12 protein-coding genes are annotated in these 14,834 nt (G+C 64.8%); all 12 read left to right on the top strand.

The window, feature by feature from the left end; genetic code table 11:
* The first annotated feature begins 29 nt into the window (after positions 1-29).
* The gene (locus NKH67_RS20660) at positions 30-695 is read left to right on the top strand and encodes a response regulator transcription factor (RefSeq protein ID WP_023718390.1); all 666 of its coding nucleotides are present in this window, start codon (positions 30-32) and stop codon (positions 693-695) included.
* 10 nt (positions 696-705) lie between these two features.
* On the top strand, positions 706-2,133 hold the full coding sequence (locus tag NKH67_RS20655) for an ATP-binding protein (protein ID WP_352471109.1): 1,428 nt from the start codon (positions 706-708) through the stop codon (positions 2,131-2,133).
* 121 nt (positions 2,134-2,254) lie between these two features.
* Positions 2,255-2,689, top strand: coding sequence for an RT0821/Lpp0805 family surface protein (locus NKH67_RS20650; protein ID WP_352471010.1), 435 nt, complete (start codon positions 2,255-2,257; stop codon positions 2,687-2,689).
* 279 nt (positions 2,690-2,968) lie between these two features.
* Positions 2,969-4,105, top strand: coding sequence for a c-type cytochrome biogenesis protein CcmI (gene ccmI / locus NKH67_RS20645; RefSeq protein WP_352471011.1), 1,137 nt, complete (start codon positions 2,969-2,971; stop codon positions 4,103-4,105).
* 3 nt (positions 4,106-4,108) lie between these two features.
* Entirely contained in the window at positions 4,109-4,552 is a 444-nt protein-coding gene (ccmE, locus tag NKH67_RS20640; protein ID WP_352471012.1) for a cytochrome c maturation protein CcmE, read from the top strand.
* Between the two features lie 14 nt (positions 4,553-4,566).
* Positions 4,567-6,555: a heme lyase CcmF/NrfE family subunit gene (locus tag NKH67_RS20635; RefSeq protein ID WP_352501785.1), complete on the top strand. Its 1,989-nt coding sequence runs from the start codon at positions 4,567-4,569 to the stop codon at positions 6,553-6,555.
* Entirely contained in the window at positions 6,552-7,016 is a 465-nt protein-coding gene (locus tag NKH67_RS20630; RefSeq protein ID WP_352501786.1) for a cytochrome c-type biogenesis protein, read from the top strand. The genes NKH67_RS20635 and NKH67_RS20630 overlap by 4 nt, the downstream gene beginning before the upstream one ends.
* Positions 7,017-7,132: 116 nt before the next feature.
* Positions 7,133-8,689: a Do family serine endopeptidase gene (locus NKH67_RS20625; protein ID WP_352501787.1), complete on the top strand. Its 1,557-nt coding sequence runs from the start codon at positions 7,133-7,135 to the stop codon at positions 8,687-8,689.
* A 399-nt stretch (positions 8,690-9,088) separates the two neighbouring features.
* The gene (locus NKH67_RS20620; RefSeq protein WP_254819962.1) at positions 9,089-9,763 is read left to right on the top strand and encodes a response regulator transcription factor; all 675 of its coding nucleotides are present in this window, start codon (positions 9,089-9,091) and stop codon (positions 9,761-9,763) included.
* Positions 9,764-9,769: 6 nt separating this feature from the next.
* The gene (locus NKH67_RS20615) at positions 9,770-11,239 is read left to right on the top strand and encodes a sensor histidine kinase (protein ID WP_352501788.1); all 1,470 of its coding nucleotides are present in this window, start codon (positions 9,770-9,772) and stop codon (positions 11,237-11,239) included.
* Positions 11,239-14,205: a bifunctional [glutamine synthetase] adenylyltransferase/[glutamine synthetase]-adenylyl-L-tyrosine phosphorylase gene (locus NKH67_RS20610; protein ID WP_352501789.1), complete on the top strand. Its 2,967-nt coding sequence runs from the start codon at positions 11,239-11,241 to the stop codon at positions 14,203-14,205. The genes NKH67_RS20615 and NKH67_RS20610 overlap by 1 nt, the downstream gene beginning before the upstream one ends.
* A 145-nt stretch (positions 14,206-14,350) precedes the next feature.
* Positions 14,351-14,830, top strand: a complete 480-nt coding sequence (locus NKH67_RS20605; RefSeq protein WP_352501790.1) for an EF-hand domain-containing protein — start codon at positions 14,351-14,353, stop codon at positions 14,828-14,830.
* Positions 14,831-14,834 lie beyond the last annotated feature (4 nt).

Here is a 14,834-nt window from a genome sequence, read left to right as displayed (position 1 = left end):
TATCTGAACAGCTTCAACAGGCCTTCCGCATGCGCGTACTCGTCGTCGAAGATGACAAGGATCTCAACCGGCAGATCGGCGACGCGCTGGTCGATGCCGGCTATGTCGTCGACCGCGCTTTCGACGGCGAGGAAGGGCACTTTCTCGGCGACACCGAGCCCTACGATGCCGTGGTGCTCGACATCGGCCTGCCGCAGATGGACGGCATCAGCGTGGTCGAGCGATGGCGGCGCGGCGGCCGCAAGATGCCGGTGCTGATCCTGACGGCACGCGACCGCTGGAGCGACAAGGTTGCCGGCATCGACGCCGGCGCCGACGACTACGTCACCAAACCCTTCCACATCGAGGAAATCCTGGCCAGGGTGCGGGCCTTGATCCGGCGTGCTGCCGGGCACGCTTCGTCCGAACTGACCTGCGGGCCGCTCCGCCTCGACACCAAGGCCTCCAAGGCCGACGTCGACGGCGTGCCGCTGAAGCTGACCTCGCACGAATTTCGCTTGCTTGCCTATTTGATGCACCACATGGGCGAGGTGGTGTCCCGGACCGAGCTGGTCGAGCATCTCTACGACCAGGATTTCGACCGCGATTCCAACACGATCGAGGTCTTTGTCGGACGGCTTCGCAAGAAGATGGGCATCGACATGATCGAAACTGTTCGCGGCATGGGCTACCGCATGCGTAAGCCGGAGGCGTAACGCGGAACCGCTGCCTACAAAACCCGCCGTCTCGAACACGCCGTCGCTGCGGTCATGGCCGCGTTCGGTGGCGTTTCGCGTCATCGCCTTTTCCACGGTCTGGGCGATCCTCACTCTGGTCGTCATCTTCACCTTGATCACCACGCTCTATCGCCAGGCCAGCGAGCGCGGTTTCGACAGCCTGCTTTCGGCGCATCTGTTCAACCTGATCGGCTCGGTCGGCGTTTCTGAAAGCGGCCAATTGACCGGCGCCCCCGACCTTGGTGATTTGAGGTTCTCGGAACCGAATTCCGGCTGGTACTGGTCGGTCGAGCCTGCCTCGGAAGGCGTGCACGGCGATCTCCATTCGTCGTCGATGACCAAGGCGATCCCGTCGCCAAGCGTTGCCGAGGTGCCCTTCAATGCCAGCTTCCAGCGCAGCTATTCAGCGGACGGCATCGAAGGCGAGCAGTTGGAGGTGTTCGAGAGCGAGTTCGTGCTCGATGCGAAAAACCGCGCCGCGCGCTTCCGCGTCATGGGCAACCAGACCGAGCTCGAGCAGGAAATCGCCACCTTCCAGCGGCGCCTTTTGACCTATCTGTCGCTGTTCGGCGTCGGCATGATCGCCATCAATGCGATTGCCATCCTGCTCGGCCTGCAGCCGCTGCGCCGGGTCAGGAATGCGCTTGCCATGGTGCGCGAAGGAACCGCGCAGCGCCTAGATGGCCGTTTCCCGGCCGAGATCGAGCCGCTCGCCAACGAGACCAATGCGCTGATCGAGAACAACAGGCGTATCGTCGAGCGGTCGCGCACGCAGGTCGGCAACCTCGCGCACTCGCTGAAGACGCCGCTTGCCGTGCTGCTCAACGAGGGACGGGCGCTGGGTGGCGCCAAGGGCCAGCTGATCGCCGAGCAGGCCGCTTCCATGCAAAAGCAAGTGGACCATTATCTGCAACGTGCTCGCGTCGCCGCGCAGCGCGACAGCGTCGTCTACCGTACGCCGGTGGCGCCGCTGGTCCAGCGCATGGTTCGGGTGCTGCAAAAGCTCAACCCGCAGACGGCGCTGTCGCTGTCGCTGCCGGCCACCGACATCGTCTTTGCCGGCGAACGCGAGGACCTGGAGGAGCTGCTCGGCAATCTGCTCGACAATGCGATGAAATGGGCAAGGAGCGCGGTCGCCGTTTCGGTCAAGCCAATCTCCAGCAAAGGTGGCGCTGGCACGGAAGGCGCAGCCAACCTGTTCGAGATCAGCATCGAGGATGACGGCCCCGGCATTCCCGACGACAAGGCGCGCGAGGTGTTGCAGCGCGGCCGGCGGCTCGACGAGACAAAACCGGGCAGCGGGCTCGGACTTGCCATTGTCGCCGACCTTGTCAACGAGTATGGAGGCTCTCTGGCGCTGGAACGATCCATCATGGGTGGATTGAAGGCGATGGTTCGATTGCGGAGCCTTCAGTAATGCTTTTCCAGATTGCTTTTCCAGGTGGCTGGCTGCGGCCAAATTTCCGACAAACATCGACATTATGGCCGCGCCAGCTGCTGACAGCGCGGCGGTCCAGCTCAAGAAAGCCGGTATTGGCATGAAGATTCGCGTCGCGCTCGTTTCCGCCCTGCTCGCCGTCTCCGGCTGCACGACGCTCGGCAAGGGCCCGGCCGTTACGGTGACGCCGGCCTTGACGCCCCCCAGCGGCGCCAAGGTGGCGACGACGATCATCTCCGCCATGGGCGGCGGCCTCGTCGGCGGCTCTATCGGCGCCGGCCTGAGCGAGACCGAGAAGCGCAGCGCGCTCGAGGCGGAATACAAGGCGCTTGAATACACGGCGAGCGGCCAGAAAGTGGCTTGGAAGAGCGACAGTTCGGCCCATCGCGGCGAAGTGGTCGCCGCCCAGCCCTATCGCGTCGGCTCGCAGGACTGCCGGCAATACACCCATACGGTGTTTACCGGCACCGCCGGCGCCACCGCGCGCGGAACCGCCTGCCGCAATGCCGACGGCAGCTGGACGCCGCTGACGTAGAGCAATTCCAGGAAAAGTGTGAAACGGTTTTCCGTCCGGAATTGCGCAAAAACAAAGACGCCCGGCCGTCGATCCGCCGATACCGGTCCGGCACTAAAGCGCGTCGCGTTCGACCGGCGTCATGCGACGCGCTATAGGTTCTTGTTTTGATGCATGGTCGTTATCGCAAAACCGCTGCACACTTTTGCGCGACATGCATTATCGATCGGAGCGGCCCCGCCAAAGCGTCGCAGCACGCTTGTGTTGGCAGGGCAAGGGTCTCGTTCTATTGGAAGAGCCATGCTGTTTTGGGTCATAGCCGCACTCCTGACGCTGGGCGCAAGCTTGGCGGTGCTGCTGCCGTTGGCCGGCGGATCGAAGAACGCGTCCGCTGCCGGCGATCACGACCTTGAAGTCTATCGCGACCAGCTGGCCGAGCTTGACCGCGATATGGCGCGTGGCCTGATCCGGCCAATGGAGGCCGAAGAGGCACGCGCCGAAATCGCCCGCCGCATCCTTCGCCTGAGCAATGCCGGCCACGCCGACGAGACGGCGACGCAGCCGTCGCGGTCGACAAGGCTGGTGGCGACGGCGGCCGTGCTGCTGGTTCCGCTGGTCAGCTGGGGCCTCTATGGCCAGCTCGGCTCACCCGACCTGCCGTCGCAGCCGCTCAGCGAACGCCTGGCCAAGAACCCCGCCGACAGCTCGGTCGACGAGCTGATAGCCCGCGCCGAGGCGCACCTGGCGGCCAACCCATCCGATGGCCGCGGCTGGGACGTGCTGGCGCCGGTCTATCTGCGCATGCAGCGATACGCCGATGCGGTGACCGCCTATCGCAACGCCATCCGCCTCGACGGCGACAGCGCCGCCCGCCAGGCGGGTCTTGGCGAGGCGATCGCCAATGCGGCCGGCGGCATTGTCTCCGCCGAAGCGCAGGCGGCTTTCGAGGCGGCGTTGAAGCTCGATCCGGCCAATCCGAAGGCCTCGTTCTATCTCGCCATGGGCATGGCACAGGAAGGCCGCATAGCTGAAGCCACGGCGGCCTGGCAAAAGATGCTTGCCGCCTTGCCGCAGGGCTCGCCGTGGCGCGGCGCCGTCGAGCAGGCGCTGGCCGAATCCGCCGCCCGCAGCGTCGCTTCTGAGGCGCCCGCGAAAGGGCCGAGCGCCGAGGATATCGATGCTGCCTCCTCGATGTCGCCGCAGGACCGGCAAGCCATGATCAGCACCATGGTTGCCGGCCTCGACGAAAGGCTTCGGCAAAATCCGCGCGACGAGGAAGGGTGGATGCAGCTCGTTCGTTCCTATGCCGTGCTGGGCAAGACAGATCAGGCGCGTGACGCGCTCAATCGCGGTATCGCCGTCTTTGGCGCGGACAGTGACCAGGCCAGGAAATTCACCGCCTTTGCCGCCTCGCTTGGCGTGACGGCGACGGAGTAGACGATGACGCGCAAGCAGAAACGACTGTCGGTGATCGCAGCGGGGCTGGGGTTTCTCGGTGTTGCCACGGGGCTGACCTTCTATGCGCTTGGCCAGAAGGCCTCCTATTTCTACATGCCGGCCGATCTGGCCACCGCCAGCCTTCAGCCGGGCCAGCGCATAAGGCTCGGCGGTCTTGTCGAAAAAGGCACGGTCGAGCGTGGCCAAGGCGCCACCGTCGCCTTTTCGGTGACCGACAACCAGAAGGACGTCAAGGTCACCTATACCGGCATTCTTCCCGACCTCTTCCGCGAAGGACAGGGCGTGATCACCGAAGGCTCGTTTGGCCCTGACGGAATCTTTGTCGCCGACAGCGTGCTGGCCAAGCATGACGAGACCTATATGCCCAAGGAAGTGGCCGACGGCCTCAAGGCCAAGGGCGTATGGCAGGAGAGCAAGAGTGACTAGCGGGTGCGGTGACAATGGTTGAAACCGGACATTTCGCCCTGGTCCTGGCGTTTGCGCTGGCCCTGGTGCAGACGATGGTGCCGCTGTTCGGTGCGCGCACCGGCAACCACAAGATGATGGCCGTCGGCGCACCGGCCGCGCTGACCGGCTTTGCCTTGACGGCGCTGTCTTTCGTGGCGCTGGCAACCGCCTACGCCGGCTCCGACTTCTCGGTTGAGAGCGTCTGGGAGAACTCGCATTCGCTGCAGCCGCTGATCTACAAGATCACCGGAACCTGGGGCAATCACGAAGGTTCGATGCTGCTCTGGGTGCTGATCCTGACCTTCTTCGGCGCGCTCGTCGCCGTCTTCGGCGGCAATCTTCCGGCGACGCTCCGGGCCAATGTGCTTGCCGTGCAGGGAGCGATCGGCGCCACTTTCTTCCTGTTCATCCTGACGACGTCGAACCCGTTCGTCAGGCTCAATCCGGCGCCTATCGAGGGCCGCGATCTCAACCCGATCCTGCAGGACCTCGGCCTCGCCATCCATCCGCCGCTGCTTTATCTCGGCTATGTCGGTTTCTCGATCTGCTTTTCCTTCTCTGTCGCTGCCCTCATCGAGGGCCGCATTGACGCTTCGTGGGCGCGCTGGGTAAGGCCGTGGACATTGGTTGCCTGGATGTTCCTCACCGGCGGCATCGCCATGGGCTCCTACTGGGCCTATTACGAGCTCGGCTGGGGCGGCTTCTGGTTCTGGGATCCGGTCGAGAACGCATCCTTCATGCCGTGGCTGGCGGGCACGGCGCTGCTGCATTCGGCGATCGTCATGGAAAAGCGCTCGGCGCTGAAGATCTGGACGCTGCTTCTGGCGATCCTGACCTTCTCACTGTCGCTGCTCGGCACCTTCCTGGTGCGCTCCGGCGTGCTGACCTCGGTGCACGCATTCGCCACCGATCCGACGCGAGGCGTGTTTATCCTCTGCATCCTGACGCTGTTCATCGGCGGCTCGCTGGCGCTGTTTGCCTTGCGCGCCTCCCGGCTGACGGCCGGCGGCCTGTTTCACCCGATCTCGCGCGAAGGCGCGCTGGTCCTGAACAATCTGTTCCTGACCACCGCCACCGCCACCGTGCTGGTCGGCACGCTCTACCCGCTCGTGGTCGAAGCCCTGTCTGCCGACAAGATTTCGGTCGGCGCGCCGTTCTTCAACCTGACATTCGGCCCGCTGATGGTGCCGCTCTTGGTCGTCGTGCCGTTCGGGCCGCTCCTCGCCTGGAAGCGCGGTGACATTTTCGCGGTCGCCCAGCGCCTGATGGCGGCTTTCGCGGCGGCGCTGCTCGCCGTGCTGGTGACGGCCCTGTTCATCGATGGCGCTTCGGTGTTGGCGGCACTCGGTGTCGGCCTTGCCTTCTGGCTGATCTGCGGCGCGCTCACCGATCTCGCCGTCAAATCCGGCTTCGGCACCGTCGCGCCCGCCACCATGCTCAGGCGCTTCGCCGGCCTGCCGCGCTCGGTCTTCGGCACAGCGCTTGCGCATCTCGGCCTCGGGCTGACAACGCTCGGCATTGTCGGCACGCTTTGTTTCGGCACCGAAAAAATCCTGTCGATGCATGCCGGCGAGACCGTCGAACTGTCCGGCCACAAGCTGCGCTTCGAGGGGCTCTACCCGGCCCAGGGGCCTAACTACAGTGAGGATCGCGGCCGCTTCACCCTGCTTGGCGCCGACGGCAGCGTCGCAGGCGAGATCACCTCGGCCAAGCGCTCATATCCGGTGCGCCAGATGACCACGACCGAATCCGGCATCAGGACGATCGGCTTCAGCCAGCTCTATCTTTCGCTTGGCGACGAGGGCAGCGATGGCTCTGTGGTCGTTCGTCTGTGGTGGAAGCCGCTGGTGACGCTGATCTGGGGCGGCGGACTGGTGATGATGGCGGGCGCGGCGATGTCGCTGCTCGACCGCCGCCTGCGCGTCGGCGCACCGTCGCGCCGCAAGGCTGCGGCCGGCGTGCCATCGGCGAGCCTGCAATGAAAAGGGCCACGCTGGCCTCGCTGGTCCTGCTGCTGGCGCTGTTGTTCGCCGGCGCCGCGCAGGCGGTCAAGCCGGACGAGGTGCTGGCCGACCCGGCACTCGAGGCGAGGGCGCGCGCATTGTCGGAAGGCCTGCGCTGCATGGTCTGCCAGAACCAGTCGATCGACGAGTCCGATGCCGACCTCGCCCGCGACCTGCGCATCCTTGTGCGCCAGCGCCTGGTCGCCGGCGATACCGACCGGCAGGTGATGGACTATGTCGTTTCGCGCTACGGCGAATTCGTGCTGCTGAAGCCACGCTTCAATCTGCGCAATGTTTTGCTCTGGGGGACGCCAGTTCTTCTGCTGCTCGTTGGCGGGACATTCATCCTGGTGGCCGCCCGCTCGCGTCGTTCGACGGTGACCGCCGCATTAACTGCCGAGGAACAGACGGCGCTGGACAAGATGCTCCGCCGCGATTGATCGATACATTACGAAAGTTTCATGTACCGGAAATGGCGCCGTAATGTGCGGCTCTCTATTTCCGTTGTCGAGGATGCCAATCAAGGGGCGTCCCTTGAAAAGAGGATACGAGAACCATGAATGTTGCCCCCAATTCATATCTACGCACCCGCAAACGCCTGCTGGCCGCAGCCGCATCCCTGGCCATTGCCGGCGCGATCGGCTTTGGTGCTGTTGCCACCGGGACAGCCCCGGTGCTGGCCGACGCCGTGCGTGTCGAGGCACCGCAGGTCCCGAGCTTCGCCGATGTGGTCGAGCGCGTTTCGCCGGCGGTCGTCAGCGTGCGCGTCAAGGCCAAGATCCAGCCGACGGCCGATGACGGTTCCGGCCAGATGGACGACGAGGACGGCTTAGGCAATCTTCCCGACAACCCGCAGCTGCGCCGGTTCTTCCGCGAATTCCGCGGCTTTGGCGATCAAGGCGGCGATCAGGGCCCGAACGGAATGCGCCGTTTTGGACACCGTGACCGCAACAACGACCAGCCGCGGCCAGTGGCGCAAGGGTCCGGTTTCTTCATCTCCGATGACGGCTATCTCGTCACCAACAACCATGTCGTCGAGGAGGGCACCGCCTTCACCGTGGTGACCAATGACGGCAAGGAACTCGACGCCAAGCTGATCGGCACCGATCCGCGCACCGATCTTGCCGTGCTCAAGGTCGATGACGGCAACAAGTTCACCTATGTCGACTTCGCCGATGATTCCAAGGTTCGCGTCGGCGACTGGGTGGTGGCTGTCGGCAATCCGTTCGGCCTCGGCGGCACGGTTACCGCAGGCATCGTTTCGGCCCGCGGCCGCGATATCGGCGCCGGTCCCTATGACGACTTCATCCAGATCGACGCCTCGGTGAACCGCGGCAATTCGGGCGGCCCGACCTTTAACCTCAACGGCCAGGTTGTCGGCATCAACACCGCGATCTTCTCGCCCTCGGGCGGCAGCGTCGGCATTGCCTTCGACATTCCCGCTTCGACCGCCAAGCAGGTCGTGCAGGATCTGATGAAGAACGGTACAGTCCAGCGCGGCTGGCTCGGCGTCGAAATCCAGCCGGTCACCCCCGAAATCGCCGAGTCGCTTGGCCTTGGGTCCGGCAAGGGCGCGCTCGTTGCCAGCGCGCAGGACAACGGTCCCGGCAAGAAGGCCGGCATCACCGCCGGTGACGTGATCACCCAGGTGGACGGCAAGGACGTTGCTTCGCCGAAGGAACTCGCCCGCCTGATTGGCGCTTACCCGCCCGGCAAATCTGTCGATGTCACGGTGTGGCGCAACGGCAAGAGCGAGGCGGTCAAGGTCGATCTCGGCAAGCTGCCGTCGAGCGACAAGCAGGCCTCGGCCGACCAGCAGCCTGCCCCCGCGCCGAAGACCGACACGCTCGCCGATCTCGGCCTGACCGTCACCAAGTCTGACAATGGCAAGGGCCTTGTGGTGACCGATGTCGACCCCGACAGCGATGCCGCCGATCGCGGCATCCAGCCCGGCGACGTCATCACCTCCGTCAATTCGGCGGAAGTGAACGGCGCCGGCGACGTCGACAAGGCGATGGCCGACGCGGTGAAGTCCGGCCGCAAGGCGGTGCTGATGCAGATCACCCGCGACGACAGCAACCGCTTCGTCGCACTGCCTGTCGCCAAGGGCTGAGCGCATGACCCCGAACACGTATTCCGTTTTCGGAAAGGCTCATGCGCCGATTCAAGGTGCTAGAGCGTCCTTTGCGCGTCCAAGAGGACGCGCGGCGCTCTAGTGGTCGACTTTTCCGGTGCGGCGGTTTTCAACACCCCCGAGCCGCCGCACGGGAAAGCACGGGGCCTGAATACGTTCGTCAGTCATCGTGTTCCGCCCCAGCGGCAGCGGGCTTCCCATCGCCCGCTGCCGCTCGAACATGCCGCTCAAGGCGTGAAGCGGTTTTAGGCTACGACATGCTAAAACAAAGACTTACCGCGTATCCCTGAATCAATTTGTTCGCGATACGCCATGGAGAAGGCCACGATGCATATGCCGGCCACTCAATCTTCCAGCGAAATCGCGTATAACGGTTCTATGAAGATTCTCGTCATAGAAGACGATCGCGAGGCAGCCGACTACCTGCAGAAGGCGTTCGCCGAGGCCGGCCATACCGCCCATGTCGCCGGCGACGGCGAAACCGGCTTCGCGCTCGCCGATTCCGGCGACTATGACGTCATGGTCGTTGATCGCATGATGCCGCGCCGCGACGGCCTGTCCGTCATTGCCGGGCTCAGGTCCCGGGGCAATACGACACCCGTGCTGATCCTGTCGGCGCTCGGCGAAGTCGACGACCGGGTCACCGGTCTGCGCGCCGGCGGCGACGACTATCTGACCAAACCCTACGCCTTTTCGGAACTGCTCGCCCGCGTCGAGGTGCTGAACCGCCGCGCCAGCGCCAGGGAAGCCGAAACCGTCTACCGGGTCGGTGATCTCGAACTCGACCGGCTGTCGCACTCGGTGCGCCGCGCCGGGCGCGAGATAACGCTGCAGCCGCGCGAGTTCCGCCTGCTCGAATATCTGATGCGCCATGCCGGCCAGGTGGTGACCCGCACCATGCTGCTCGAGAATGTCTGGGACTACCATTTCGATCCGCAGACCAATGTCATCGACGTTCATATCTCGCGGCTGCGGGGCAAGATCGAGAAGGGCTTCGACAAGCCGATCCTGCACACGGTTCGCGGCGCCGGCTATATGCTGAAAAGCGGCTAGAACCCCATGGCTCTTTCCGTGCCGGCCATCATGAAGACGACGGCAGCGCGGCTTTCGGCGCTCTACCTCCTGCTGTTCGCCATCTGCGCGGTGCTGCTCGTGTTCTACATGACCTCGCTGTCGGCGCGCATGCTGACCGGCCAGACCCAGGACACGATCAACGACGAGGTGCTCGGCCTCGCCCGCGCCTATCAGCGCGGCGGCCTCCCGCTGCTGGTCCGCGTCGTCGAGCAGCGCTCCCGCCAGCCCGGCGCCAATCTCTATCTGATCGCCGATGCCAACGGCCAGATCCTGACCGGCAACGTGCAGAGTCTGGAGCCGGGCGTGATCGAGGCCGAGGGCTGGACCACCGAGCCGTTCTCCTACCGCCGCTTCGGCGAGGGCGAGCTCGAGCGGCAGCGCAACCCGGTCTCCGACCCGAACGAGCCCGCCCAGAGCGAAGTCCAGGCCGAAGGCGAGAAAGGCCACAACGCCATTGCCCTGGTGCTGCGCCTGCCCAACCAGATGATCATGCTGGTCGGCCGCGACCTCGGCGAGCCGGAGCGCTTCCGCGCCGTCATTCGCCGCGCCTTGATGCTGGCGCTCGGCATGATGGGCGTCGGCGGGCTGCTGATCTGGTTCTTCGTCGGGCGCGCGGCGCTGAAGCGCATCGACAGCGTGTCGGAGGCGAGCCGCCGCATCATGGGCGGCGATCTTTCCGGCCGGCTGCCGGTCACCGGCGCCGGCGACGAGTTCGACCGGCTGTCGGAAAACCTCAATTCCATGCTGGCCAGGATCGCCACGCTGAACGAGGGCCTGAAGCAGGTCTCCGACAACATCGCCCACGACCTGAAAACGCCGCTCACCAGGCTGCGCAATCGCGCCGAGGCGACGCTTTCCGGCAAGCACAACACCAGCGACTACCGGCAGGCGCTGGAAGGAACGATCGCCGAATCCGATCAGCTGATAAAGACCTTCAACGCCATCCTGATGATCTCGCGACTGGAAGCCGGCTATTCCTCGGAAAGCACCACCAGGGTTGATCTGGCCGCTGCCGTGCACGACGTCGTCGAACTCTACGAGCCGGTAGCGGAGGAGGCGGGCGTGACGCTCGAAACTTCGGTGCAAGGTTCCTTCGCCGTCAACGGCAATCGCGAGCTGATTGGCCAGGCGCTGTCCAACATCGTCGACAACGCGATCAAATATTCGACCGACTCGACCTCCAGGCCTACGGTTCGCGTGACGCTGGAGCGTGTCGGTAGCGAGATCAGACTCGCCGTCTCCGACAACGGCCAGGGCATTCCCGACGATGTCGACCGCGCCAGGGTGACCGAGCGTTTCGTGCGGCTGGAAAAGAGCCGCTCGCAGCCGGGTTCCGGCCTTGGCTTGAGCCTCGCCAAGGCGATCATGACATTCCACAATGGACGGCTTGAGCTTCTGCCCGGCAATCCCGGATTGTCGGTCGTCATGAGTTTTCCCGGGCGGGAGGATCGCTGATGGTTGCGAGGATGGCAGTGCGACGCCTCGAAACGGACTGGCTGTTGAAGCCAGCGGTAGAGCTCGTTCCGCTGGATGCAAGCCGCGCCAGGCAGGAATTGTCGGAGATCGCCGACGCCGCGCGGCAAAAGGAACTGCCGCGACTGGCGAAATTTCTCGCCGGCAAGGGGGTCGTCCAGGATTTCCTCGCCGCCGTGTTCGACCTGTCGCCGTTCCTGCGCGATACCGCGCGCCGCCGGCCACGGATACTCGATGCGCTTTTCGACGGGAGCGTCGAGGCGCGGCTGTCATCGATCGGCGCCGCGGTCGACAAGGCAGCACGCGTAGAGGCCGTCTCCGAAAGCAGCCTGATGATGGAGCTGCGCCAATGTAAGGCGGAGGCGCATTTCCTGATCGCCTTGGCCGATCTCGCCGGCGAGGCCGAGACCTCGCTGACGGTGCGGCGACTGAGCGACCTTGCCGACGCCTGCACGCGTGCGGCTGTCGATTTCCTGCTCCGCGACGCGCATGAGCAAGGCAAGCTCCGATTGCCGGATGCCAAAAATCCGGCGCGACACTCGGGCTGGATCCTGCTCGGCATGGGCAAGCTCGGCGCGCATGAGCTGAACTTCTCCTCCGACATCGACCTCGTCGTCTTCTTCGACCCCGATGCGCCTGCCGTCGTCGATCCGCTCGATGCCACAGAGCTGTTTTCGCGCCTGACCCGCCGGCTTGTCCGTATCCTCCAGGACCGCACCGAGCACGGTTACGTCTTCCGCACCGATCTCAGGCTTCGTCCCGACCCCGGCTCGACGCCGCTGGCGATCCCGGTCGAGGCGGCGCTGCGCTACTATGAGGCGCGCGGCCAGAACTGGGAGCGCGCCGCCATGATCAAGGCCCGCCCGCTGGCCGGCGATTTTGCCGCCGGCGCCGCGTTCCTGAAGGAACTGCAGCCCTATATCTGGCGCAAATACATGGACTATGCGGCGATTGCCGACGTCCATTCGATCAAGCGCCAGATCCACGCCCACAAAGGCCATGGCGAGGTCGCGGTCAAAGGCCACAATGTCAAGCTCGGTCGCGGCGGTATCCGCGAGATCGAGTTCTTCGTCCAGACCCAGCAGCTTATCGCCGGCGGCCGCTTTCCCGAACTGCGCGGCCGCGAGACCGTGCCGATGCTGGGCGAGCTCGCCGCGCGCGGCTGGATCACCGCCGACGCGCGCGATGCGCTCACCAGGCAATACTGGTTCCTGCGCCGCGTCGAACATGCCATCCAGATGGTTGCCGACCAGCAGACGCATATCCTGCCGGAGGACGAAGAGGGGCTGGAGCGCGTCGCCCGCATGCTGGGCTTTGCCGATGCGGCAGGCTTTGCCGAAACGTTCCGCGCGGCGCTGCACCAGGTCGAGCGCCACTATGCAGCGCTGTTCGAAACCGCGCCGGAGCTTTCGGCCGGTATCGGCAATCTGGTCTTTACCGGCGACGTCGACGATCCCGATACCTTGCAGACCTTGCAGCGGCTCGGCTTCCAGCGGCCGAGCGACATCTGCCGGGTTATCCGCGGCTGGCACTTCGGCCGCTACCGCGTCACCAGGTCGGCGGAAGCGCGCGAGCGGCTGACCGAACTGACGCCGGCGCTGCTGCAAGCCTTCGGCCAGACGCGGCGGGCGGACGAGGCAGTGATCCGCTTCGACGAATTCCTTGCCGGCCTGCCTGCCGGCATCCAGCTGTTTTCGCTGCTGCAGTCGAATCCGGCTTTGCTGAAGCTGATGGCGACTATCATGGGCGCGGCACCGCGGCTGGCCGCCATCATCACGCGCCGGCCGCATGTCTTCGATGGGCTGCTCGATCCGGCGCTGCTGAGCGAACTGCCAAACCGCGCCTATCTGTCGGCGCGCCTTGCCGCCTTCCTCGAAGGTGACAGAGCCTATGAAGACGTGCTCGACCGGCTGCGCATCTTTGCTTCGGAGCAAAAATTCCTGATCGGCGTCAGGCTGCTTGCCGGGTCGATCGACCCGTCGCGCGCCGGCCGCGCTTTTTCCGATCTCGCCGACCTGACCATCGAGGCGGCATTGCAGGCGGTGATGGCGGAATTCGCTTTGCGTCATGGCTATATTGCCGGCGGCCGGGTCGCGCTGCTCGGCATGGGCAAGCTCGGCAGCCGCGAACTGACGGCGGGCTCCGACGTCGACCTCATCCTGCTCTACGATCACGACGCCGATGCGGAGGAGTCCGACGGCGACAAGCCGCTTGCCCCGTCGCATTACTACAGCCGGCTGACACAGCGGCTGATCGCCGCCGTTTCCGCGCCGACAGCCGAGGGCGTGCTCTATGAGCTCGACCTTCGCCTGCGGCCGTCCGGCAACAAGGGGCCGGTGGCTACCCATGTCGACGCCTTCAAGAAATATCAGCGCCAGGACGCCTGGACATGGGAGCACATGGCGCTGGCGCGCGCCCGCACGATCGGCGGCGATGCCGAGCTCTGCCGCGAGATCGAAGGGGACGTTGCCGCAGTGCTCGCTCTGCCGCGCGATCCAGCCAAGGTGATGGCCGAGGCATCCGAGATGCGCGCCATGGTCGACAAGGAGAAGCCGCCGCGCGATCCCTGGGACATCAAGCTGATCCCGGGCGGCCTCATCGATCTCGAATTCATTGCCCAGGTTGCGCTGATCACCGGAAAGATCGAGGCAGGCCGCAGGGCCACCGGCACGGCTGAGGTCCTGTCGCGCCTGGCGCCGGATTTCGCCAAGGCCCAGGTCAGGCAGGAACTGGTGGATGCCTATTCGCTCTATCTGGCGCTGACCCAGATGATACGGCTTTGCCTCACCGGCGCGTTCGAACGCGACGACGTTCCGCCAGGGCTTTCCGATCTACTTCTTGCGGTCACCGACCTGCCGGATTTCGGGGTGCTTGAAGCGCACCTCAAGGAGACGTCGCAGAAGGTCAGAAAGGATTTCGACCTTCTGCTTCGTGCGAAACAACCGTGACGGCAACCAGCCGTACGGGCGAGAGCATCGGGCCCAAAATTGCGACCTGCTTTGGGAGGTTCCGATGTTCAATCAAAGAGATAGAGCGGGGGATTGAAGGTCCGCCGCTCTAGCATCGGGGGTGACGATGCAACAGGAGAAGACCATGAGAAAGACAACCAGACTTGCACTCGTTTTCGCAGCCCTGGCCGGCGCCGTCGGCACCGCTGCCTATGCAGACGAGCACTCCGTGGCCGGGCCGCGCGACGGCATGATGATGCGCCTCGGCAAGGTCATGAAGGACAATGACGGCACCATCACCTTCGACCAGTTCTCCGACGCCATGAACGCGCGGCTGAAGAAGATGGTCGCCGACAATGGCGGCAAGCTGACCGTGGCACAGCTCGCCGACGCGCTCGAGAAGGCACGCTCCGAGCAGATGGCCAGGCGCATCATCGCCCGTTACGACACCAAGGGCAACGGCACGCTGACCGCCGATGACATCACCAGCCGCCAGAAGAAGGTCTTCGCCATGCTCGACCGTGACAATGACGGGAAAATCGAGAAGAACGAACTGCCGAAGGGTCCCGGCGGTCACCGCCAATGGGACGGCGAGGGCAATGATGGCACTGACGGCATGCAGTGAGAAT

It is taken from the genome of Mesorhizobium sp. M0968, assembly GCF_040319065.1.
Classification (GTDB): Bacteria; Pseudomonadota; Alphaproteobacteria; order Rhizobiales; family Rhizobiaceae; genus Mesorhizobium.
The sequence above is the reverse complement of the archived record's forward strand: the minus strand, read 5'-3'. Positions and strand labels throughout refer to the sequence as shown.

Coding starts and splice junctions, on each gene's coding strand:
- ccmI (WP_352471011.1), top strand. CDS start 2,969: ATGCTGTTTTGGGTCATAGCCGCACTCCTGACGCTGGGCGCAAGCTTG.
- NKH67_RS20660 (WP_023718390.1), top strand. CDS start 30: ATGCGCGTACTCGTCGTCGAAGATGACAAGGATCTCAACCGGCAGATC.
- NKH67_RS20620 (WP_254819962.1), top strand. CDS start 9,089: ATGAAGATTCTCGTCATAGAAGACGATCGCGAGGCAGCCGACTACCTG.
- ccmE (WP_352471012.1), top strand. CDS start 4,109: ATGACGCGCAAGCAGAAACGACTGTCGGTGATCGCAGCGGGGCTGGGG.
- NKH67_RS20610 (WP_352501789.1), top strand. CDS start 11,239: ATGGTTGCGAGGATGGCAGTGCGACGCCTCGAAACGGACTGGCTGTTG.
- NKH67_RS20650 (WP_352471010.1), top strand. CDS start 2,255: ATGAAGATTCGCGTCGCGCTCGTTTCCGCCCTGCTCGCCGTCTCCGGC.
- NKH67_RS20615 (WP_352501788.1), top strand. CDS start 9,770: ATGGCTCTTTCCGTGCCGGCCATCATGAAGACGACGGCAGCGCGGCTT.
- NKH67_RS20605 (WP_352501790.1), top strand. CDS start 14,351: ATGAGAAAGACAACCAGACTTGCACTCGTTTTCGCAGCCCTGGCCGGC.
- NKH67_RS20630 (WP_352501786.1), top strand. CDS start 6,552: ATGAAAAGGGCCACGCTGGCCTCGCTGGTCCTGCTGCTGGCGCTGTTG.
- NKH67_RS20635 (WP_352501785.1), top strand. CDS start 4,567: ATGGTTGAAACCGGACATTTCGCCCTGGTCCTGGCGTTTGCGCTGGCC.
- NKH67_RS20625 (WP_352501787.1), top strand. CDS start 7,133: ATGAATGTTGCCCCCAATTCATATCTACGCACCCGCAAACGCCTGCTG.